This is a genomic window from Pseudomonas sp. DR 5-09 (assembly GCF_001655595.1).
Taxonomy (GTDB): domain Bacteria; phylum Pseudomonadota; class Gammaproteobacteria; order Pseudomonadales; family Pseudomonadaceae; genus Aquipseudomonas; species Aquipseudomonas pharyngis.
The window spans coordinates 5,726,114-5,748,624 of the sequence record NZ_CP011566.1; the positions used below are offsets into that span (position 1 = coordinate 5,726,114).

Consider the following 22,511-nt stretch of genomic DNA (forward strand, 5'->3'; position numbering starts at 1 on the left):
CCTAGCCTAAAGGGGCTGAATCAGCCTTGTTTTTTGGTAACGGATTCGACGATGTGCGACGGAGCCGTATCGTATTTTTTGAATTCCATAGAGTAGCTTGCGCGACCCTGGGACATGGAACGAACGTCGGTCGCATAACCGAACATCTCACCCAGTGGAACCTCGGCACGGATAACCTTGCCGGACACTGTGTCTTCCATACCCTGGATCATGCCGCGACGACGGTTAAGGTCGCCCATCACATCACCCATATAGTCTTCAGGCGTAACAACCTCTACCGCCATGATCGGCTCGAGCAACTCACCACCGCCCTTCTGGGCCAGTTGCTTGGTCGCCATGGAAGCAGCCACTTTAAACGCCATCTCGTTGGAGTCGACGTCGTGGTAAGAACCATCGAACACGGTAGCCTTCAGGCCGATCAGCGGATAGCCGGCAACAACGCCGTTCTTCATCTGCTCTTCGATACCCTTCTGGATAGCCGGGATGTATTCCTTAGGAACCACACCACCCACTACTTCGTTCAGGAATTGCAGACCTTCCTGACCTTCGTCAGCAGGAGCAAAGCGAATCCAGCAGTGACCGAACTGGCCACGACCGCCGGACTGACGAACGAACTTGCCTTCGATTTCGCAGTTCTTCGTGATGCGCTCACGGTACGAAACCTGTGGCTTGCCGATGTTGGCTTCGACGTTGAACTCACGGCGCATCCGGTCAACCAGGATGTCCAGGTGCAGCTCGCCCATGCCGGAGATGATCGTTTGACCAGTCTCTTCATCAGTTTTAACGCGGAAAGACGGGTCTTCCTGAGCAAGCTTGCCCAGAGCGATACCCATTTTTTCCTGGTCATCCTTGGTCTTAGGCTCTACGGCAACCGAAATAACCGGCTCCGGGAAGTCCATGCGAACCAGGATGATTGGCTTGTCAGCGTTGCAGAGGGTTTCACCAGTGGTGACGTCCTTCATGCCGATCAGGGCCGCGATGTCGCCAGCGCGTACTTCCTTGATCTCTTCACGGGCGTTTGCGTGCATTTGCACCATACGACCCACGCGCTCTTTCTTGCCTTTAACCGAGTTGATCACGCCGTCGCCGGAGTTCAACACGCCCGAGTAAACGCGGACGAAGGTCAAGGTACCCACGAATGGGTCGGTAGCGATCTTGAACGCCAAGGCCGCGAACGGCTCGTCGTCGCTTGCATGACGCTCCATCTCTTCTTCCTCGTTATCAGGGTTGGAACCCTTGATAGCAGGAATGTCGGTCGGAGCAGGCAGGAAGTCGATAACGGCGTCGAGAACCAGGGGAACACCCTTGTTCTTGAACGAAGAACCGCAAACAGCCAGAACGATTTCGCCGGCGATAGTACGTGCACGCAAAGCAGCCTTGATCTCTTCGATCGACAGCTCTTCACCTTCCAGGTACTTGTTCATCAACTCTTCGCTGGCTTCGGCGGCGGCTTCAACCATGTTGTTGCGCCATTCTTCAGCCAGTTCAAGCATGTCCGCAGGGATTTCCTTGCGAACCGGAACCATACCCTTGTCAGAGTCGTTCCAGTAGACAGCTTGCATGTTGATCAGGTCGATCTGGCCCTGGAAGTTATCTTCCGAACCGATAGCCAGCTGGATCGGCACCGGAGTGTGACCCAGACGCTGTTTGATCTGACCGATCACGCGCAGGAAGTTGGCACCAGCACGGTCCATCTTGTTTACGTAAACAAGACGTGGAACGCCGTATTTGTTGGCCTGACGCCATACGGTTTCCGACTGAGGCTCAACACCCGAAGTACCGCAGAACACAACGACAGCGCCGTCGAGTACACGCAGGGAACGCTCTACTTCAATAGTGAAGTCTACGTGGCCCGGGGTATCGATTACGTTGAAGCGATGCTCGTGTGGGTACTGCTTCTCGGAACCTTTCCAGAAGGCGGTAATGGCAGCAGAAGTAATGGTAATACCACGCTCCTGCTCCTGAACCATCCAGTCTGTGGTCGCGGCGCCATCATGCACCTCGCCCATTTTGTGACTTTTGCCAGTGTAAAAAAGGACGCGCTCGGTGGTGGTGGTTTTACCAGCATCCACGTGAGCGACGATACCGATGTTACGGTAGCGACTAATCGGAGTAGTACGAGCCATAAAGCCCTCGCAAAATTAGTGAAGCTAAAATTAGAAGCGGTAGTGCGAGAAAGCTTTGTTAGCTTCGGCCATACGGTGCACGTCTTCACGCTTCTTAACAGCAGCACCTTTACCTTCAGCAGCATCCAGCAGCTCGCCAGCCAAGCGCAGAGCCATAGACTTCTCGCCACGCTTGCGGGCGAAGTCTACCAACCAGCGCATTGCCAGAGCGTTACGACGGGACGGACGAACCTCGACCGGAACCTGGTAAGTAGCACCACCAACGCGGCGCGACTTCACTTCGACCAGCGGAGCGATGGCGTCGAGTGCTTTTTCGAAGAGTTCCAGGGGATCGGTGCCGGTCTTGCGAGCCGCAACGGTTTCCAGGGCACCATAAACGATACGCTCGGCAACGGCTTTCTTGCCGCTTTCCATAACGTGGTTCATGAATTTGGCGAGGATTTGGCTTCCGTATTTCGGATCGTCCAGAATCTCACGCTTTGCTGCTACGCGACGTCTTGGCATTGATAAGCCCTCAAACGGTCTTCAGGTTAGCTCGGGACAGATCCAGTGGATGCGCGCCCGACCTTACTCTTATCGACTCAATAAAATGAAAATCTGCAAAACGGCCGATTACTTCGGACGCTTGGTACCGTACTTCGAACGACCCTGGTTACGGCCTTTAACGCCGGAAGTATCCAAGGAGCCGCGAACGGTGTGGTAACGAACACCTGGCAAGTCTTTTACACGACCGCCGCGGATCAGTACCACGCTGTGCTCTTGCAGGTTGTGGCCTTCACCACCGATGTACGAGGAAACCTCGAAACCGTTGGTCAGACGCACACGGCATACTTTACGCAGTGCCGAGTTAGGTTTTTTCGGCGTAGTGGTGTACACACGGGTGCACACGCCACGACGTTGCGGGCAGTTCTGCAGCGCAGGCACGTCGGATTTCTCGACGATACGCTTACGCGGCTGACGTACCAGCTGGTTGATAGTTGCCATCTACTAGCTCCACTGTTGTCTTGCGACGCTATTGTCTTGCAAGAAAAGCAAAATGGCAGGAACGAATTCCCGCCAAATTTAGGGGATCAAGAGTCTAAAGAGGATCTTGTCCCCAGTCAAGGCAAGGCCCCGACCTCCCCGCTCGTCGAACCTCGACAAATTGTCTCGATTCGATGAACGGCTTGATCAGGGCCTCAGCTCATTTTTCGCAGAACTCAGTTACCGCTCGAGTTCAGCGCTTCGGTCAGTGCAGCTTCCACTTCACTGGCGCTTACGCGCAACGGCTTGTCTGCATCACGACGACGCTTGCGCTCGCTGTGATAAGCCAGACCGGTACCGGCCGGGATCAGACGACCCACAACCACGTTTTCTTTCAGGCCGCGCAGGTAATCGCGCTTGCCGGTTACCGCTGCTTCGGTCAGTACGCGAGTGGTCTCCTGGAAGGAGGCCGCCGAGATGAACGATTCAGTCGACAACGACGCCTTGGTGATACCCAGCAGCACGCGAGTGAACTTGGACACGAATTTGTCTTCGGTCGCCAAGCGCTCGTTTTCAACCAGTACGTGAGTCAGTTCCATCTGGTCACCCTTGATGAAGCTGGAGTCGCCGGACTCGGAGATCTCAACTTTACGCAGCATCTGACGCAGGATGGTCTCGATGTGCTTGTCGTTGATCTTCACGCCTTGCAGGCGGTAAACGTCCTGGATCTCGTTGACGATGTACTTGGCCAACGCGCTTACACCCAGCAGACGCAGGATGTCGTGCGGATCGCTCGGACCGTCGGAGATAACTTCGCCGCGGTTTACCTGTTCGCCTTCGAACACGTTCAGGTGACGCCACTTCGGAATCAGCTCTTCGTACGGATCGCTACCGTCGTTCGGGGTAATGACCAGACGGCGCTTGCCCTTGGTCTCTTTACCGAACGCGATGGTGCCGCTGACCTCAGCCAGAATCGACGCTTCTTTCGGACGACGGGCTTCGAACAGGTCGGCAACACGCGGCAGACCACCGGTGATGTCACGGGTTTTCGAAGTTTCTTGCGGGATACGAGCGATAACGTCACCGATCGCAATCTTCGCACCGTCCGCAACACCGACCAGGGCGTTGGCTGGCAGGAAGTACTGAGCGATAACGTCAGTGCCTGGCAGCAACAGATCCTTGCCGTTGTCATCGACCATCTTCACCGCAGGACGGATGTCCTTGCCGGCGGCCGGACGGTCTTTGGCATCGAGTACTTCAATGTTGGTCATACCGGTCAATTCGTCAGTCTGACGCTTGATCGTGATGCCTTCTTCCATGCCCACGTAGGTCACGGTACCTTTCATTTCGGTAACGATCGGGTGAGTGTGCGGATCCCACTTGGCCACGATTGCGCCAGCGTCGACCTTGTCACCTTCTTTAACCGAAATCACGGCACCGTACGGCAGCTTGTAACGCTCGCGCTCACGACCGAAGTCGTCAGCGATTGCCAGCTCACCGGAACGAGACACGGCAACCAGGTTGCCATCCACACGCTCAACGTGTTTCAGGTTGTGCAGACGGACGGTACCGCCATTCTTCACCTGAACGCTGTCGGCTGCGGAAGTACGGCTTGCCGCACCACCGATGTGGAACGTACGCATCGTCAGCTGGGTACCCGGCTCACCGATGGACTGGGCAGCGATAACGCCGACCGCTTCACCGATGTTCACCTGGTGACCACGAGCCAGGTCACGGCCGTAGCACTTGGCGCAAATGCCATAGCGGGTTTCGCAGCTGATCGGCGAACGCACGATTACTTCGTCGATGCTGTTCAGCTCGATGAACTCAACCCACTTCTCGTCTACCAGAGTGCCTGCAGGAACGATAACGTCCTCGGTACCCGGCTTGAATACGTCACGGGCGATGACACGACCCAATACGCGCTCACCCAACGGTTCTACAACGTCACCGCCTTCAATGTGCGGAGTCATCAGCAGACCGTGTTCGGTGCCGCAATCGATCTCGGTCACGACCAGATCCTGCGCCACGTCTACCAGACGACGAGTCAGGTAACCGGAGTTCGCAGTTTTCAACGCGGTATCCGCCAGACCTTTACGAGCACCGTGAGTCGAGATGAAGTACTGGAGTACGCTCAGACCTTCACGGAAGTTCGCAGTAATCGGCGTTTCAATGATGGAACCGTCCGGCTTGGCCATCAGACCACGCATACCGGCCAGCTGACGAATCTGTGCTGCGGAACCCCGCGCACCCGAGTCGGCCATCATGTACATCGAGTTGAACGATTCTTGCTCGACTTCGTCGCCGTGACGGTCGATGACTTTCTCTTTCGAGAGATTGGCCATCATCGCCTTGGAGACTTCGTCGTTCGCTTTCGACCAAAGGTCGATCACTTTGTTGTACTTCTCGCCCTGGGTTACCAGGCCGGAGGCGTACTGGCTCTCGATCTCTTTCACTTCGTCGGTGGCAGCACCGATGATGCGGGCTTTTTCATCCGGGATAACGAAGTCGTTAACACCGATGGAAACGCCGGAGATGGTCGAGTAGGCAAAACCGGTGTACATCAACTGGTCAGCGAAGATCACGGTCTCTTTCAGACCAACCACGCGGTAGCACTGGTTGATCAGCTTGGAGATCGCCTTTTTCTTCATCGGCAGGTTGACGACGTCGAACGACAGACCTTTTGGCACAACCTGGAACAGCAGCGCACGGCCGACAGTGGTGTCGACGATACGGGTGTTGTTCACGCTGTTGCCGTCACGATCGTTCACGGTTTCGTTGATACGAACCTTGATCTTGGCGTGCAGTGCGGCTTCGCCGGCACGGAACACACGGTCAACTTCCTGCAGATCCGCGAACACACGACCTTCGCCCTTGGCGTTGATCGCTTCACGAGTCATGTAGTACAGACCCAATACAACGTCCTGCGACGGAACGATGATTGGCTCACCGTTGGCTGGCGACAGAATGTTGTTGGTCGACATCATCAACGCACGCGCTTCGAGCTGGGCTTCCAGCGTCAGCGGTACGTGCACGGCCATTTGGTCGCCGTCAAAGTCGGCGTTGTACGCGGCGCAGACCAGAGGGTGCAGCTGGATAGCCTTACCTTCGATCAGTACCGGTTCAAACGCCTGGATACCCAGACGGTGAAGGGTCGGTGCACGGTTGAGAAGAACCGGGTGTTCGCGAATCACTTCCGCGAGAACGTCCCAAACCTCTGGCAGTTCGCGCTCGACCATTTTCTTGGCCGCTTTGATGGTGGTCGCCAGACCACGCATTTCCAGCTTGCCGAAAATGAACGGCTTGAACAGCTCGAGAGCCATCTTCTTCGGCAGACCGCACTGGTGCAGACGCAGGGTCGGACCAACGGTAATTACCGAACGACCGGAGTAGTCAACACGCTTACCGAGCAAGTTCTGACGGAAACGACCTTGCTTACCCTTGATCATGTCAGCCAGGGATTTCAGAGGACGCTTGTTCGAACCGGTGATAGCGCGGCCACGACGACCGTTGTCGAGCAGTGCATCGACAGCTTCCTGCAACATACGCTTTTCGTTGCGCACGATGATGTCCGGAGCGGACAGATCCAGCAGGCGCTTCAAACGGTTGTTACGGTTGATCACTCGACGATACAGATCGTTGAGGTCGGAAGTCGCGAAACGACCGCCATCCAGCGGGACCAGTGGACGCAGATCTGGCGGCAGAACCGGCAGAACGGTCAGCACCATCCACTCTGGCAGGTTGCCGGAACCCTGGAAGGCTTCCATCAACTTCAGACGCTTGGACAGCTTCTTGATCTTGGTTTCGGAGTTGGTTTGCGGAATCTCTTCACGCAGACGGCCAATCTCGTGTTCCAGGTCGATAGCGTGCAGCAGTTCACGGACAGCTTCGGCACCCATGCGGGCGTCGAAATCGTCACCGAACTCTTCCAGCGCTTCGAAGTACTGCTCGTCGTTCAGCAGCTGACCTTTTTCAAGAGTGGTCATGCCCGGATCGATAACGACATAGCTCTCGAAGTAGAGAACGCGTTCGATATCACGCAGGGTCATATCCATCAGCAGGCCGATACGGGACGGCAGCGACTTCAGGAACCAGATGTGGGCAACTGGCGAAGCCAGTTCGATGTGCGCCATGCGCTCACGACGAACCTTGGCCAGTGCAACTTCAACGCCGCACTTCTCGCAGATCACACCACGGTGCTTCAAGCGCTTGTACTTACCGCACAGGCACTCGTAATCCTTTACCGGGCCAAAGATCTTGGCGCAGAACAGACCGTCACGCTCAGGTTTGAACGTACGGTAGTTGATGGTTTCCGGCTTTTTAACTTCACCGAACGACCACGAGCGGATCATCTCAGGCGAGGCCAATCCGATACGGATGGCGTCGAACTCTTCGACTTGACCCTGGTTTTTCAGCAAATTCAGTAGGTCTTTCAAGGCCTTTCCTCCTGGCGGAGCAGAGAGCGGGCAATCCTGCCCCGCTCTCGATCGCGTCACGTGTTATTCGGTTTCCAGATCGATATCGATGCCGAGGGAACGAATTTCCTTGATCAACACGTTGAAGGACTCGGGCATGCCCGGCTCCATACGGTGATCGCCGTCCACGATGTTTTTGTACATCTTGGTCCGGCCGTTCACATCGTCCGACTTCACTGTGAGCATTTCTTGCAGAGTGTAAGCAGCACCGTATGCTTCCAGTGCCCAGACCTCCATCTCCCCGAAACGCTGACCACCGAACTGCGCCTTACCACCCAGCGGCTGCTGGGTAACCAGGCTGTACGAACCGGTAGAACGCGCGTGCATCTTGTCGTCTACCAAGTGGTTCAGCTTCAGCATGTACATGTAGCCAACGGTAACTGGACGCTCGAACTTGTTGCCGGTACGGCCGTCGGTCAGCTGCATCTGGCCGCTTTCTGGCAGGTCTGCCAGTTTCAGCATGGCCTTGATTTCGCTTTCCTTGGCACCGTCGAACACTGGAGTGGCCATTGGAACACCGCCACGCAGGTTCTTCGCCAGATCCAGGATTTCCTGATCGGAGAAGCTGTCCAGATCTTCGTTACGACCGCCGATCTGGTTGTAGATCTCGTCCAAGAAAGTGCGCAGTTCAGCGACTTTACGCTGCTCTTCGACCATCCGGTTGATCTTCTCGCCCAGACCTTTGGCCGCGAGGCCGAGGTGGGTTTCAAGGATCTGACCAACGTTCATACGCGAAGGTACGCCCAGCGGGTTGAGGACGACGTCGACCGGTGTGCCATTAGCATCGTGCGGCATGTCTTCAACCGGCATGATCACGGAGACCACACCTTTGTTACCGTGACGACCGGCCATCTTGTCGCCCGGCTGGATGCGACGACGGATTGCCAGGTAAACCTTGACGATTTTCAGCACACCTGGAGCCAGGTCATCGCCCTGCTGCAGTTTGCGCTTCTTGTCTTCGAACTTGTCGTCCAGCAGACGGCGACGATCAACGATGTAGGCCTGGGCCTTCTCGAGCTGCTCGTTCAGAGCATCTTCAGCCATGCGCAGTTTGAACCACTGACCATGCTCAAGACCGTCGAGTACTTCGTCGGTGATGTCCTGACCTTTCTTCAGGCCCGCGCCGCCTTCAGCCTTGTGGCCTACCAGAGCGGAACGCAGACGCTCGAAGGTCGCGCCTTCAACGATGCGGAACTCTTCGTTCAGATCCTTGCGGATCTCGTCCAGCTGGGACTTCTCGATCGACAGTGCACGAGCATCACGCTCAACGCCGTCACGAGTGAAGACCTGTACGTCGATGACAGTACCTTTGGTGCCGGTTGGCACACGCAGGGAAGTGTCTTTAACGTCGCTGGCTTTCTCACCGAAGATTGCGCGCAGCAGTTTTTCTTCCGGAGTGAGTTGGGTCTCGCCTTTCGGAGTGACCTTACCTACCAGGATGTCGCCTGCGCCGACTTCAGCACCTACGTAAACGATACCGGCTTCGTCCAGCTTGTTCAGTGCAGCTTCACCCACGTTAGGGATGTCCGCAGTGATTTCCTCTGGGCCAAGCTTGGTGTCACGAGCCACACAGGTCAGTTCCTGAATGTGGATCGTGGTGAAACGGTCTTCCTGAACCACACGCTCGGACAGGCAGATGGAGTCTTCGAAGTTGAAGCCGTTCCATGCCATGAACGCGATGCGCATGTTCTGACCCAGAGCCAGTTCACCCATGTCGGTGGACGGACCGTCTGCCATGATGTCGCCACGCTGAACACGATCACCCTTGCTCACCAGCGGACGCTGGTTGATGCAGGTGTTCTGGTTCGAGCGGGTGTATTTGGTCAGGTTGTAGATGTCGACACCAGCTTCGCCGGTTTCAACTTCGTCATCGGCAACGCGAACCACGATACGGCTGGCATCAACAGAGTCGATCACGCCGCCACGACGAGCCACGACGCAAACGCCGGAGTCGCGAGCCACGTTACGCTCCATGCCGGTACCGACCAGGGGCTTGTCAGCGCGCAGGGTTGGTACAGCTTGACGCTGCATGTTCGAACCCATCAACGCACGGTTGGCGTCGTCGTGCTCGAGGAACGGAATCAGCGACGCTGCAACCGAAACTACCTGCTTCGGCGAAACGTCCATCAAGGTGACGTCTTCCGGCGCCTTGACGGTAAATTCGTTCAGGTGACGTACGGCTACCAGTTCGTCGATCAGGACTTTCTGCTCGTTCATGGTCGCCGAAGCCTGCGCGATCACGTGATCGGCTTCTTCAATGGCGGACAGGAACACGATGTCGTCGGTGACCACACCCTCTTTCACCACGCGGTACGGGCTCTCGAGGAAGCCGTACTGGTTGGTGCGAGCGTAAGCAGCCAGGGAGTTGATCAGACCGATGTTCGGACCTTCCGGCGTTTCGATCGGGCAGACACGACCGTAATGAGTCGGGTGTACGTCACGGACTTCGAAGCCCGCGCGCTCACGAGTCAGACCGCCAGGGCCGAGTGCAGAGACACGACGCTTGTGGGTGATCTCGGACAGCGGGTTGTTCTGGTCCATGAACTGCGACAGCTGGCTGGAACCGAAGAACTCTTTCACCGCCGCAGCCACTGGCTTGGCGTTGATCAGGTCTTGCGGCATCAGACCTTCGCTTTCAGCCATCGACAGACGCTCTTTGACCGCACGCTCAACACGTACCAGGCCAACGCGGAACTGGTTCTCTGCCATCTCGCCTACACAGCGAACACGACGGTTACCCAGGTGGTCGATGTCGTCGACGATGCCTTTACCGTTACGGATGTCGACCAGAGTCTTCAGTACCGCGACGATGTCTTCCTTGCACAGCACGCCCGAACCTTCGATCTCGGTACGACCGATACGACGGTTGAACTTCATCCGGCCGACCGCAGACAGGTCATAGCGCTCAGGGCTGAAGAACAGGTTGTTGAACAGGGTCTCGGCAGCGTCCTTGGTTGGCGGCTCGCCTGGACGCATCATGCGATAGATCTCGACCAGCGCTTCCAATTGGTTGCTGGTGGAGTCGATCTTCAGCGTGTCGGAGACGAACGGACCGCAGTCGATGTCGTTGGTGTACAGAGTTTCGATGCGTACGACGCCGGCCTTGGCGATTTTCGCCAGGATCTCGGTCGACAGCTCGGTGTTGCACTCTGCCAGGATCTCACCGGTAGCCGGGTGCACGATGGCCTTGGCGGTGGTACGACCCAGAACGTAATCCAGAGGCACGTCCAGCTCTTTGATCCCGGCTTTTTCCAGCTGGTTGATGTGGCGGGCAGTAATACGACGGCCCTGCTCAACGATCACCTTGCCTTTGTCATCCTGGATGTCGAGAACAGCAACTTCACCACGCAGGCGCTGAGGCACCAGCTCCAGGCTCAGGCCTTCGCCTTTCACGTGGAATACGTTGGTGGTGTAGAACGCGTCCAGCACTTCCTCGGTGGTATAACCGAGCGCGCGCAGCAGTACCGAGGCCGGCAGCTTGCGACGACGGTCGATACGCACGAATACGCAGTCTTTCGGGTCGAACTCGAAGTCCAGCCACGAACCGCGGTAAGGAATGATGCGCGCGGAGTACAGCAGCTTGCCGGAGCTGTGCGTCTTGCCACGGTCGTGGTCGAAGAACACGCCCGGGGAACGGTGCAGCTGGGAAACGATAACACGCTCGGTACCGTTGATTACGAAGGTACCGTTCTCAGTCATCAATGGGATTTCACCCATGTAGACTTCTTGCTCTTTGATGTCCTTGATCGCTTTGTTCGACGATTCTTTGTCGAAAATGATCAGGCGCACTTTTACCCGCAAAGGTACGGCGAAAGTTACACCGCGCAATACGCATTCTTTGACATCAAATGCCGGTTCGCCCAAGCGATAACCGACGTACTCCAGCGCAGCATTGCCGGAGTAGCTGATGATCGGGAAAACGGATTTGAAGGCCGCATGCAGGCCCACGTCGCGGAACTGATCTTTAGTCGCTCCCGCTTGCAAGAATTCACGATACGAATCCAGCTGGATGGCCAGGAGGTAAGGCACATCCATGACGTCCGGCAACTTGCTAAAGTCCTTGCGGATACGTTTTTTCTCAGTATATGAGTAAGCCATCAGCGTTCCCCAGCTTGGTCACCTGCTTGTTTGGCCCCTCCCGACGGGAGCAGCCAGAAAATCGTGCAAACCCCATGGTTTGCGCCACCGCATCGGGTGGTTGCAGCTCGCTATCGACACCGACCCAGTCGGCTGCCAATAACGGAAAAAGGCCGGTGGCAAGAGCCACCAGCCATCAGCCTGTCGCTTGACGCTCGGGCTGGAGGTGCAAAGTCGATGCTTACTTCAGCTCGACTTTAGCGCCTGCTTCTTCCAGCTTCTTCTTAGCGTCTTCAGCCGCTTCTTTCGAAACGCCTTCAGCTACAACCTGAGGAGCGCCGTCTACTTTCTCTTTGGCTTCTTTCAGGCCCAGACCGGTCAGTTCACGAACTGCCTTGATCACGTTTACTTTCTTCTCGCCGGCTTCAACCAGAACAACGTTGAACTCGGTTTGCTCTTCAACAACAGCGGCAGCAGCAGCTGGACCAGCAGCAGCAACAGCAGCGGTCACGCCGAAGGTTTCTTCCATTGCTTTGATCAGCTCAACAACTTCCAGAACGGTTTTCTGGCCGATTGCTTCGATGATTTGTTCGTTAGTCAGAGACATGACTCAATTCCTGATTTGGTGGACAGCCTGTACGGCCGTCGAAATAAACAAAAATACGCGAGAGTGGAAACGCTCAGCCTCAGGCTGCAGCAGCTTCTTTCTGATCGCGAATTGCCGCCAGAGTACGAGCCAGCTTGCTGGTAGCGCCTTGAATCACGCTCATCAGTTTCGCAATAGCTTCGTCGCGAGTTGGCAGGCTTGCCAGCACGTCGATCTCATTCGCTGCGAGGAACTTGCCCTCGAACGAAGCTGCCTTGATCTCGAACTTGTCCTGACCCTTGGCAAATTCCTTGAACAGACGAGCAGCAGCGCCCGGGTGTTCGTTGGAGAATGCGATCAGGGTCGGGCCGGTGAACGCGTCGTTCAGCACTTCGTACGAAGTGCCAGCAACAGCGCGCTTGAGCAGGGTGTTACGTACAACACGTACGTAAACGCCAGCTTCACGAGCCTCTTTACGGAGTCCGGTCATTGCGCCTACTGTTACGCCACGGGCATCAACCACGACAGCGGACAGAGCGACTTTGGCAGCCTCGTTGACTTCAGCGACGATGGCCTTCTTGTCTTCGAGATTAATTGCCACGGGTTTAACTCCTGCTTGTTACCGTTTCATTCGATCGAAACCGAATGTCGTTTTGGTGTCTGATTCGGTAAGGAACCGGGAGCACCATCTGCGTAGGCTTGAGGTTTAAGACTTGCGTCGCCTACGGTCTTGGATAGCCCCCGCCAGGCAGGGACCCCAATCTTTCAATTGGCGCAGTCAACTGCGCCAATTTTTGTCTTACGCGTCCAGCGAGCTCTGGTCGATAACCAGACCTGGGCCCATAGTGGTGCTCAGGGTAACGCGCTTGACGTAGATACCTTTCGAAGAAGCTGGCTTGATACGCTTCAGATCAGCGATCAGGGCTTCGACGTTTTCCTTCAGCTTGACGGCATCGAAGCCGATCTTGCCAACGGAAGTGTGGATGATGCCGTTTTTGTCGGTGCGATAACGAACCTGACCAGCCTTGGCATTTTTAACCGCGGTAGCGACGTCTGGGGTAACAGTGCCGACTTTCGGGTTAGGCATCAGACCACGTGGACCGAGGATCTGACCCAGTTGACCTACAACGCGCATGGCATCCGGGGATGCGATCACTACGTCATAGTTCAGGTCGCCGCCTTTCATTTCGGCAGCCAGGTCGTCCATACCTACACGGTCAGCGCCGGCAGCCAGAGCGGCCTCAGCAGCTGGACCCTGGGTGAACACAGCAACGCGAACAGTCTTGCCAGTGCCGTGTGGCAGCACAGTAGCGCTACGAACAACCTGGTCGGATTTACGCGGGTCTACGCCCAGGTTTACAGCTACGTCGAACGACTCGCTGAACTTGACAGTCGACAGCTCGGCCAGCAGTGCAGCGGCGTCTACAATGTTGTAGGCCTTGCCTGCTTCGATTTTGCCGGCGATAGCCTTTTGACGCTTGGTCAGCTTAGCCATTACACACCCTCCACGTTAAGGCCCATGCTACGAGCAGAACCGGCGATAGTACGCACGGCTGCATCCATATCAGCTGCAGTCAGATCCGCGTTTTTGGTTTTCGCGATTTCTTCCAGCTGAGCACGGGTAACAGTGCCAACCTTAACGGTGTTCGGACGAGCGGAACCGCTGGTCAGACCGGCCGCCTTCTTCAGCAGAACCGAAGCAGGGGTGGATTTGGTTTCGAAAGTGAAGCTACGGTCGCTGTAGACAGTGATGATCACTGGAGTCGGCAGACCAGCTTCCAGACCCTGGGTACGGGCGTTGAAAGCTTTGCAGAATTCCATGATGTTCACGCCGTGCTGACCCAGAGCAGGACCAACAGGTGGGCTTGGGTTAGCCTGAGCGGCCTTCACTTGCAGCTTGATGTAAGCGGTAATCTTCTTGGCCATGAGGCACTCCAATTACGGGTTCGAACGCCTCGAAAGGCTCCCCGGTTACTTGCGCGTTTATCCCAGTGACGACAAAACCCCACAGCCTAGGGCTGCGGGGTTGGGATGCTTGCTCAGCTAGACCTTTTCGACCTGACTGAACTCCAACTCTACCGGAGTAGAGCGTCCGAAAATGAGCACTGCCACTTGGATCCGGCTCTTTTCGTAGTTAACTTCTTCAACAACGCCGTTAAAGTCAGCGAACGGCCCGTCATTGACTCGAACGGTTTCGCCTGGCTCGAACAACGTCTTCGGCTTCGGCTTGTCGCTACCATCGGCAACGCGACGCAAAATCGCCTCAGCTTCTTTATCGGTGATTGGTGCCGGCTTATCAGCAGTACCGCCGATAAAACCCATCACCCGAGGAGTATCCTTGACCAAGTGCCAAGTACCCTCGTTCATATCCATCTGAACCAGCACATAACCTGGGAAGAATTTGCGCTCGCTTTTGCGTTTCTGGCCATTACGCATTTCAACCACTTCTTCAGTGGGAACCAGAATTTCGCCGAAGCCATCTTCCATGCCAGCCAGCTTTACACGCTCGATCAACGAACGCATGACATGCTTCTCGTAACCCGAGTAAGCATGCACAACGTACCAACGCTTAGCCACGGGACACCCTTAGCCGACAATCAAGGAAACAAGCCAACCGAGCAGGGAATCAAGCCCCCACAACAGCAACGCCATAACCAGGACAACAGCCACAACAATCAGTGTGGTCTGCGTGGTTTCTTGGCGAGTTGGCCATACGACTTTACGAATCTCGGTGCGAGCTTCCTTAACCAGTACAAAGAAAGACTTGCCCTTGGCAGTCTGCAGGCCTACAAAGGCAGCTACAGCAGCAATGACAAGCAATACGAGTACACGGTACAGGATCGGCGAAGCAGCGTAATACTGATTACCGACAACGCCAACAATTACCAAAGCGACTACTACAAGCCACTTGAGCAAATCGAAGCGAGAGCCTTGAGCTTCAGCTTTAGGAGTCATCTATGAAGATCCTGTGAAAAGAAAGCCAGACACACCAAGTTAATCTGGCAGGTCAGGAGGGAATCGAACCCCCAACCTACGGTTTTGGAGACCGTCGCTCTGCCAATTGAGCTACTGACCTAAAACAAAATCAGGCCGACCATTATGCCGGCCTAAAAAAGACATTACAACTGTTTACTCGATGATCTTGGCCACTACGCCAGCACCAACGGTACGACCGCCTTCACGGATTGCGAAACGCAGACCGTCTTCCATCGCGATGGTTTTGATCAGGGTAACAGTCATCTGAATGTTGTCACCTGGCATTACCATTTCAACGCCTTCTGGCAGCTCGCAGTTACCAGTCACGTCAGTAGTACGGAAGTAGAACTGCGGACGGTAGCCCTTGAAGAACGGAGTGTGACGACCGCCTTCTTCCTTGCTCAGAACGTAAACTTCTGCGGTGAACTTGGTGTGTGGCTTAACCGAACCCGGCTTAACCAGAACCTGACCACGCTCAACGTCGTCACGCTTGGTACCACGCAGCAGAACGCCGCAGTTCTCGCCAGCACGACCTTCGTCCAGCAGCTTGCGGAACATCTCAACACCAGTGCAGGTGGTGGTGGTGGTGTCACGCAGACCAACGATTTCCAGGGCGTCTTGCACGCGAACGATACCGCGCTCGATACGACCGGTCACAACAGTACCGCGACCCGAGATCGAGAACACGTCTTCGATTGGCATCAGGAACGGCTTGTCGATAGCACGCTCTGGCTCTGGGATGTAGCTGTCCAGAGTTTCCACCAGCTTCTTAACAGCGGTGGTGCCCATTTCGTTGTCGTCTTTGCCTTCCAGCGCCATACGAGCAGAACCGATGATGATCGGAGTGTCGTCGCCTGGGAAGTCATAGGTGGACAGCAGGTCGCGAACTTCCATCTCAACCAGTTCCAGCAGCTCAGCGTCGTCTACCAGGTCAGCCTTGTTCAGGAAAACCACGATGTACGGAACACCTACCTGACGGGACAGCAGGATGTGCTCACGGGTTTGCGGCATCGGACCATCAGCGGCCGAGCAAACCAGGATCGCGCCGTCCATCTGCGCAGCACCAGTGATCATGTTCTTCACGTAGTCAGCGTGACCTGGGCAGTCAACGTGAGCGTAGTGACGAATGTTCGAGTTGTACTCAACGTGCGCGGTGTTGATGGTGATACCGCGAGCTTTTTCTTCTGGTGCGCTGTCGATCTTGTCGAATTCAACTACGGCCGAACCGAAAACTTCGGAGCAGACGCGAGTCAGAGCAGCGGTCAGCGTGGTTTTACCGTGGTCTACGTGACCGATGGTGCCAACGTTGACGTGCGGCAGGGAACGATCAAATTTTTCCTTAGCCATCGATATCACCCCTAACAGAAGAAATTGAGCAAACAACACAAGCCATTAAAACAAAGGCAGATATTTTCATATCTGCCTTGTTATATGGAGCTCTTGAGCGGATTTGAACCGCTGACCTCACCCTTACCAAGGGTGTGCTCTACCAACTGAGCTACAAGAGCGTAACACTTTGCACAACCTGCAAACTTGGAGCGGGTAGCGGGAATCGAACCCGCATCATCAGCTTGGAAGGCTGAGGTTCTACCACTAAACTATACCCGCGGAGCCTGCAGCTCACGCTAAAATCTGGTGGAGGGAGAAGGATTCGAACCTTCGAAGTCGTAGACGTCAGATTTACAGTCTGATCCCTTTGGCCGCTCGGGAACCCCTCCTAATCAGGCCGGCATTCTATACTATGCCAAACCCCTGTCAAGCATTTTCTCATTTAAAAACCTGAGGTTAGCTGCATTGACACCACCCCGCTGCTGCTACCTTTTCAGGTCTTCGCTGTGGAGCGGGCGCCATTCTATGCAAACTATTCAGTAGGTGCAACCCCCTCGCACAGCATTATTTTATGTTTTAACTCATTGAATTCCTTGGAAAGGTTTTGCAGCTGAGCATCACCCAACAAACGCTGGGTTTCGGGCGTAACCTGGAACCAATATGAGCCGCCGGAAGACTCTTTTGACGAAGGAAGAACTTTTGCACCAAGCTCCGCCAAACGCTGCTCCAACGCCTGAGCGGACTCGGGGCGCGCCAAACCACCCACATAAAGGCACTGCCCATCAGGCTTTCCTCCAGTCCTTTTTTCACGGGAAGCATCACCACCAGCCTCACTCAGCAAGCGAATATCCTGTTGCGAGCCACGATAAAGACTGAGCGGCGTGACATCCTTTGCGCGTAGCGGGGCCTCCTGCTGATGCCAGACGTAATAAAAAACATTGAGTACCAGAAGCAGAAGGAACAACCAACGCATACAAACCTCAGGACAAAGGACACGCCATAGCCAAACCCACGAACACCAGATCGGAAACAACCCGAGCGTCAGGCGCAACATCCGAGACCAGTTCGGCATCACCACCCGTAATGAAGACACTGTAGTCATCACCCCAATAGGAATGCGCCATCTCCAGCTGCGTCAATACGAACCCTCTGAGCATCAACGAACAGCCACGCTCTACAGCCTCAGCCGTGTTGCGCCCAGGAGCCTGACTCGCCAATGCCCGCTCCGCCGCCAGATCCCCATAGCGAATTTTCCGAGTATGCGTACGCAACTGATTACGCATCAGCGGCATGCCAGGACAAATGAAGCCTCCCAGATGTTCACCGTCCGCGGAGACAAAGTCCGCGGTCACCGCCGTCCCGAAATCAAGAACCAGACAAGCACCTTTAGCCAGGTGAAAACCACCAAGCATCGCCAGCCAGCGATCGAGACCGAGGCGCTCATAGTCGTCGTAACCGTTCGTTACGCCAGACATCTCACGAGCGGGCGACGCACAGACAACGGAAATGCCGAACTCGCGCCTGAGCAAGCCAATAAGCAAATTGGTCTCATCTTCAGTTCTTACGCTGACAAGGCGACATTTACCGAGAGATATCTTCTCAAGCGACCGAAGACTATCGACCAAGGCGCCATCAGAGTCGACCACACCTTCTGCGACCAAGGCGCCCAACTCTGCACTCAGCACCCGCCATTTGATAAAACTGTTTCCACAATCGAGCTCAAGAATCATGACGCAACCTCAAGCTGAGCTCACCACCACTAAAGACCTTTTCCACACCATCTACCTTTAGCCGCAGCGCGCCTTGATTATCGATTCCCAGCACCACACCCTCTACCTGATTGACACCGGCAGTGAGAGAAACCTGCTGCCCCTGCCACAAATGGCTCGCCTCCCACTCCGCCTGAAGCGCAGAGAAGCCGTCTGACTGGTGACGTCGCAGATAGAGTTGCAGCTGCTTACTCAGCTCAACCGCCAGAATATTGCGATCACAAGATTTACCCGACTCTAGACGCAGTGAAGTCCATTGCTGATCGACTTCGTCTGTAGCCTGCATGTTCACATTAATGCCCACGCCCAACACTACATGACAAACGTCCGCTGGATCTCCGACGAGCTCCAGCAGGATGCCTGCAATTTTTTTTCGCCCGACCAAAACATCATTGGGCCATTTCAGTCCCGCACCTGGCACCCCAAACGCGCGCAGGGTCTGCATGACCGCGAGACCGACAACGAGACTTAACCCCTCGAGCTGACGCATCCCTCCATCGATACACAACACGAGGCTGTAATAAAGGTTTTCAGCAAACGGGCTTACCCATTTACGCCCCCTGCGCCCGCGCCCGGAACTCTGACGCTCAGCCAGTATTAGAAAAGGCGCAACCCGCCCTCGATCTACCGCTCGCAACGATTCAGCATTAGTTGAGTCGATGGAATCGAAGACACTGACAGACCAGCCGGCAAGACCTTCCTCTATTGCGAGCGAGTCAAGCAACGCCAGCGGCGAAGCCAATTGATAGCCCCGCCCTCGAACTTTATGTATGGATAACCCAAGCTCCGTCTCCAGATGCTGAAGCTGCTTCCACACCGCACTTCGACTAATTCCCAGAGCAACGCCCAGGGCCTGACCGGAATGGAATCGACCATCCTTCAGAAGGTTCAACAACGTCAGCATGCAGGTCTCGCCTCAGAATGAGGCCCGAATAATAGCCATGCACCGGGCCGCTGCATAGAATTCAAACAACCCATTTTCTTGCGGACAAAACAAAACCCCAACTGCTTTCGCAATTGGGGTTTCGGAATTTAATCTTGACGATGACCTACTCTCACATGGGGAAACCCCACACTACCATCGGCGATGCATCGTTTCACTTCTGAGTTCGGGATGGGATCAGGTGGTTCCAACGCTCTATGGTCGTCAAGAAATTCGGGTACTGACTCGTGACCAGATGGCCTCGCTTCAGCAAATTGGGTATGTGACAGCTAGGTGTTTTGTGAGCATCGAACTTTCGGTTCATTGCGTCTTCACACACCGCAATCTGGTCTCTTTCGAGTCTACAGATTGCTTGGGTGTTATATGGTCAAGCCTCACGGGCAATTAGTATTGGTTAGCTCAACGCCTCACAGCGCTTACACACCCAACCTATCAACGTCGTAGTCTTCGACGGCCCTTCAGGGAACTCAAGGTTCCAGTGAGATCTCATCTTGAGGCAAGTTTCCCGCTTAGATGCTTTCAGCGGTTATCTTTCCCGAACATAGCTACCCGGCAATGCCACTGGCGTGACAACCGGAACACCAGAGGTTCGTCCACTCCGGTCCTCTCGTACTAGGAGCAGCCCCTCTCAAATCTCAAACGTCCACGGCAGATAGGGACCGAACTGTCTCACGACGTTCTAAACCCAGCTCGCGTACCACTTTAAATGGCGAACAGCCATACCCTTGGGACCGGCTTCAGCCCCAGGATGTGATGAGCCGACATCGAGGTGCCAAACACCGCCGTCGATATGAACTCTTGGGCGGTATCAGCCTGTTATCCCCGGAGTACCTTTTATCCGTTGAGCGATGGCCCTTCCATACAGAACCACCGGATCACTAAGACCTACTTTCGTACCTGCTCGACGTGTCTGTCTCGCAGTCAAGCGCGCTTTTGCCTTTATACTCTACGACCGATTTCCGACCGGTCTGAGCGCACCTTCGTACTCCTCCGTTACTCTTTAGGAGGAGACCGCCCCAGTCAAACTACCCACCATACACTGTCCTCGATCCGGATGACGGACCTGAGTTAGAACCTCAAAGTTGCCAGGGTGGTATTTCAAGGATGGCTCCACGCGAACTGGCGTCCACGCTTCAAAGCCTCCCACCTATCCTACACAAGCAAATTCAAAGTCCAGTGCAAAGCTATAGTAAAGGTTCACGGGGTCTTTCCGTCTAGCCGCGGATACACTGCATCTTCACAGCGATTTCAATTTCACTGAGTCTCGGGTGGAGACAGCGCCGCCATCGTTACGCCATTCGTGCAGGTCGGAACTTACCCGACAAGGAATTTCGCTACCTTAGGACCGTTATAGTTACGGCCGCCGTTTACCGGGGCTTCGATCAAGAGCTTCGCGTTAGCTAACCCCATCAATTAACCTTCCGGCACCGGGCAGGCGTCACACCCTATACGTCCACTTTCGTGTTTGCAGAGTGCTGTGTTTTTAATAAACAGTCGCAGCGGCCTGGTATCTTCGACCGGCGTGGGCTTACGCAGCAAGTGCTTCACCCTCACCGGCGCACCTTCTCCCGAAGTTACGGTGCCATTTTGCCTAGTTCCTTCACCCGAGTTCTCTCAAGCGCCTTGGTATTCTCTACCCAACCACCTGTGTCGGTTTGGGGTACGGTTCCTGGTTATCTGAAGCTTAGAAGCTTTTCTTGGAAGCATGGCATCAACCACTTCGTCGCCTAAAGGCAACTCGTCATCAGCTCTCGGCCTTGAAACCCCGGATTTACCTAAGATTTCAGCCTACCACCTTAAACTTGGACAACCAACGCCAAGCTGGCCTAGCCTTCTCCGTCCCTCCATCGCAATAACCAGAAGTACAGGAATATTAACCTGTTTTCCATCGACTACGCTTTTCAGCCTCGCCTTAGGGACCGACTAACCCTGCGTCGATTAACGTTGCGCAGGAAACCTTGGTCTTTCGGCGTGGGTGTTTTTCACACCCATTGTCGTTACTCATGTCAGCATTCGCACTTCTGATACCTCCAGCAAGCTTCTCAACTCACCTTCACAGGCTTACAGAACGCTCCTCTACCGCATCACTTGCGTGATACCCGTAGCTTCGGTGTATGGTTTGAGCCCCGTTACATCTTCCGCGCAGGCCGACTCGACTAGTGAGCTATTACGCTTTCTTTAAAGGGTGGCTGCTTCTAAGCCAACCTCCTAGCTGTCTAAGCCTTCCCACATCGTTTCCCACTTAACCATAACTTTGGGACCTTAGCTGACGGTCTGGGTTGTTTCCCTTTTCACGACGGACGTTAGCACCCGCCGTGTGTCTCCCATGCTCGGCACTTGTAGGTATTCGGAGTTTGCATCGGTTTGGTAAGTCGGGATGACCCCCTAGCCGAAACAGTGCTCTACCCCCTACAGTGATACATGAGGCGCTACCTAAATAGCTTTCGAGGAGAACCAGCTATCTCCGAGCTTGATTAGCCTTTCACTCCGATCCACAGGTCATCCGCTAACTTTTCAACGGTAGTCGGTTCGGTCCTCCAGTCAGTGTTACCTAACCTTCAACCTGCCCATGGATAGATCGCCCGGTTTCGGGTCTATTCCCAGCGACTAGACGCCCTATTAAGACTCGCTTTCGCTACGCCTCCCCTATTCGGTTAAGCTCGCCACTGAAAATAAGTCGCTGACCCATTATACAAAAGGTACGCAGTCACAGAACAAAGTCTGCTCCCACTGCTTGTACGCATACGGTTTCAGGATCTATTTCACTCCCCTCTCCGGGGTTCTTTTCGCCTTTCCCTCACGGTACTAGTTCACTATCGGTCAGTCAGTAGTATTTAGCCTTGGAGGATGGTCCCCCCATATTCAGACAAAGTTTCTCGTGCTCCGTCCTACTCGATTTCATGACTAAGAGACTTTCGCGTACAGGGCTATCACCCACTATGGCCGCACTTTCCAGAGCGTTCCGCTAATCTCAAAGCCACTTAAGGGCTAGTCCCCGTTCGCTCGCCACTACTAAGGGAATCTCGGTTGATTTCTTTTCCTCAGGGTACTTAGATGTTTCAGTTCCCCTGGTTCGCCTCTTGCACCTATGTATTCAGTACAAGATAACCATCTTGTGATGGCTGGGTTCCCCCATTCAGACATCTCCGGATCAAAGTCTGTTTGCCGACTCCCCGAAGCTTTTCGCAGGCTACCACGTCTTTCATCGCCTCTGACTGCCAAGGCATCCACCGTATGCGCTTCTTCACTTGACCATATAACCCCAAG

15 protein-coding genes, 4 tRNA genes and 2 rRNA genes are annotated in these 22,511 nt (G+C 55.0%); all 21 read right to left on the bottom strand.

From position 1 onward, the window contains the following. Positions 1-20 precede the first annotated feature (20 nt). The 21 genes from fusA to PDR5_RS25935 all read right to left on the bottom strand — a co-directional run bounded on the left by fusA (position 21) and on the right by PDR5_RS25935 (position 22,498). Positions 21-2,126: an elongation factor G gene (gene fusA / locus PDR5_RS25835; RefSeq protein WP_064599781.1), complete on the bottom strand. Its 2,106-nt coding sequence runs from the start codon at positions 2,124-2,126 to the stop codon at positions 21-23. A gap of 30 nt (positions 2,127-2,156) precedes the next feature. Next, positions 2,157-2,630, bottom strand: a complete 474-nt coding sequence (gene rpsG, locus PDR5_RS25840) for a 30S ribosomal protein S7 (protein WP_007957592.1) — start codon at positions 2,628-2,630, stop codon at positions 2,157-2,159. 108 nt (positions 2,631-2,738) lie between these two features. Then, entirely contained in the window at positions 2,739-3,110 is a 372-nt protein-coding gene (gene rpsL, locus PDR5_RS25845) for a 30S ribosomal protein S12 (protein ID WP_003186084.1), read from the bottom strand. A 215-nt stretch (positions 3,111-3,325) separates the two neighbouring features. Further along, on the bottom strand, positions 3,326-7,525 hold the full coding sequence (gene rpoC, locus PDR5_RS25850) for a DNA-directed RNA polymerase subunit beta' (protein WP_064599784.1): 4,200 nt from the start codon (positions 7,523-7,525) through the stop codon (positions 3,326-3,328). Between the two features lie 63 nt (positions 7,526-7,588). Next, positions 7,589-11,662 (bottom strand): DNA-directed RNA polymerase subunit beta, encoded by a 4,074-nt coding sequence (rpoB, locus tag PDR5_RS25855; protein WP_039772428.1) that lies wholly within the window; start codon positions 11,660-11,662, stop codon positions 7,589-7,591. Positions 11,663-11,882: 220 nt separating this feature from the next. Next, a complete protein-coding gene (rplL, locus tag PDR5_RS25860) occupies positions 11,883-12,248 on the bottom strand; it encodes a 50S ribosomal protein L7/L12 (protein ID WP_007957596.1) in 366 nt (121 codons plus the stop codon). Between the two features lie 79 nt (positions 12,249-12,327). Next, a complete protein-coding gene (rplJ, locus tag PDR5_RS25865) occupies positions 12,328-12,828 on the bottom strand; it encodes a 50S ribosomal protein L10 (RefSeq protein ID WP_011336174.1) in 501 nt (166 codons plus the stop codon). 198 nt (positions 12,829-13,026) lie between these two features. Then, a complete protein-coding gene (rplA, locus tag PDR5_RS25870; RefSeq protein WP_003228754.1) occupies positions 13,027-13,722 on the bottom strand; it encodes a 50S ribosomal protein L1 in 696 nt (231 codons plus the stop codon). Further along, positions 13,722-14,153, bottom strand: coding sequence for a 50S ribosomal protein L11 (gene rplK / locus PDR5_RS25875; RefSeq protein ID WP_003228756.1), 432 nt, complete (start codon positions 14,151-14,153; stop codon positions 13,722-13,724). Before rplK ends, rplA begins: the two co-directional genes overlap by 1 nt. A gap of 117 nt (positions 14,154-14,270) precedes the next feature. Continuing rightward, positions 14,271-14,804 carry a transcription termination/antitermination protein NusG gene (nusG, locus tag PDR5_RS25880; RefSeq protein ID WP_007957598.1) on the bottom strand — a complete coding sequence of 178 codons (534 nt, stop codon included), beginning with the start codon at positions 14,802-14,804 and terminating at the stop codon, positions 14,271-14,273. Positions 14,805-14,813: 9 nt separating this feature from the next. After that, the gene (gene secE / locus PDR5_RS25885) at positions 14,814-15,182 is read right to left on the bottom strand and encodes a preprotein translocase subunit SecE (RefSeq protein WP_064599786.1); all 369 of its coding nucleotides are present in this window, start codon (positions 15,180-15,182) and stop codon (positions 14,814-14,816) included. Between the two features lie 45 nt (positions 15,183-15,227). Then, positions 15,228-15,303 (bottom strand) — tRNA-Trp (locus PDR5_RS25890). A 53-nt stretch (positions 15,304-15,356) separates the two neighbouring features. Continuing rightward, positions 15,357-16,550: an elongation factor Tu gene (gene tuf, locus PDR5_RS25895; protein ID WP_010220303.1), complete on the bottom strand. Its 1,194-nt coding sequence runs from the start codon at positions 16,548-16,550 to the stop codon at positions 15,357-15,359. An 85-nt stretch (positions 16,551-16,635) separates the two neighbouring features. Then, positions 16,636-16,711, bottom strand: a tRNA-Thr gene (locus tag PDR5_RS25900). Between the two features lie 26 nt (positions 16,712-16,737). Continuing rightward, positions 16,738-16,811, bottom strand: a tRNA-Gly gene (locus tag PDR5_RS25905). A gap of 25 nt (positions 16,812-16,836) precedes the next feature. Further along, positions 16,837-16,921 (bottom strand) — tRNA-Tyr (locus PDR5_RS25910). Positions 16,922-17,064: 143 nt separating this feature from the next. Then, positions 17,065-17,505 carry a hypothetical protein gene (locus tag PDR5_RS25915; RefSeq protein WP_064599788.1) on the bottom strand — a complete coding sequence of 147 codons (441 nt, stop codon included), beginning with the start codon at positions 17,503-17,505 and terminating at the stop codon, positions 17,065-17,067. A 7-nt stretch (positions 17,506-17,512) separates the two neighbouring features. After that, positions 17,513-18,262 carry a pantothenate kinase gene (locus tag PDR5_RS25920; RefSeq protein ID WP_064599790.1) on the bottom strand — a complete coding sequence of 250 codons (750 nt, stop codon included), beginning with the start codon at positions 18,260-18,262 and terminating at the stop codon, positions 17,513-17,515. Then, positions 18,252-19,205, bottom strand: a complete 954-nt coding sequence (birA, locus tag PDR5_RS25925; protein ID WP_064599792.1) for a bifunctional biotin--[acetyl-CoA-carboxylase] ligase/biotin operon repressor BirA — start codon at positions 19,203-19,205, stop codon at positions 18,252-18,254. Before birA ends, PDR5_RS25920 begins: the two co-directional genes overlap by 11 nt. 132 nt (positions 19,206-19,337) lie before the next feature. Beyond that, positions 19,338-19,453 (bottom strand): 5S ribosomal RNA (rrf, locus tag PDR5_RS25930). 154 nt (positions 19,454-19,607) lie between these two features. Then, positions 19,608-22,498 (bottom strand): 23S ribosomal RNA (locus PDR5_RS25935). Positions 22,499-22,511: the final 13 nt, after the last annotated feature.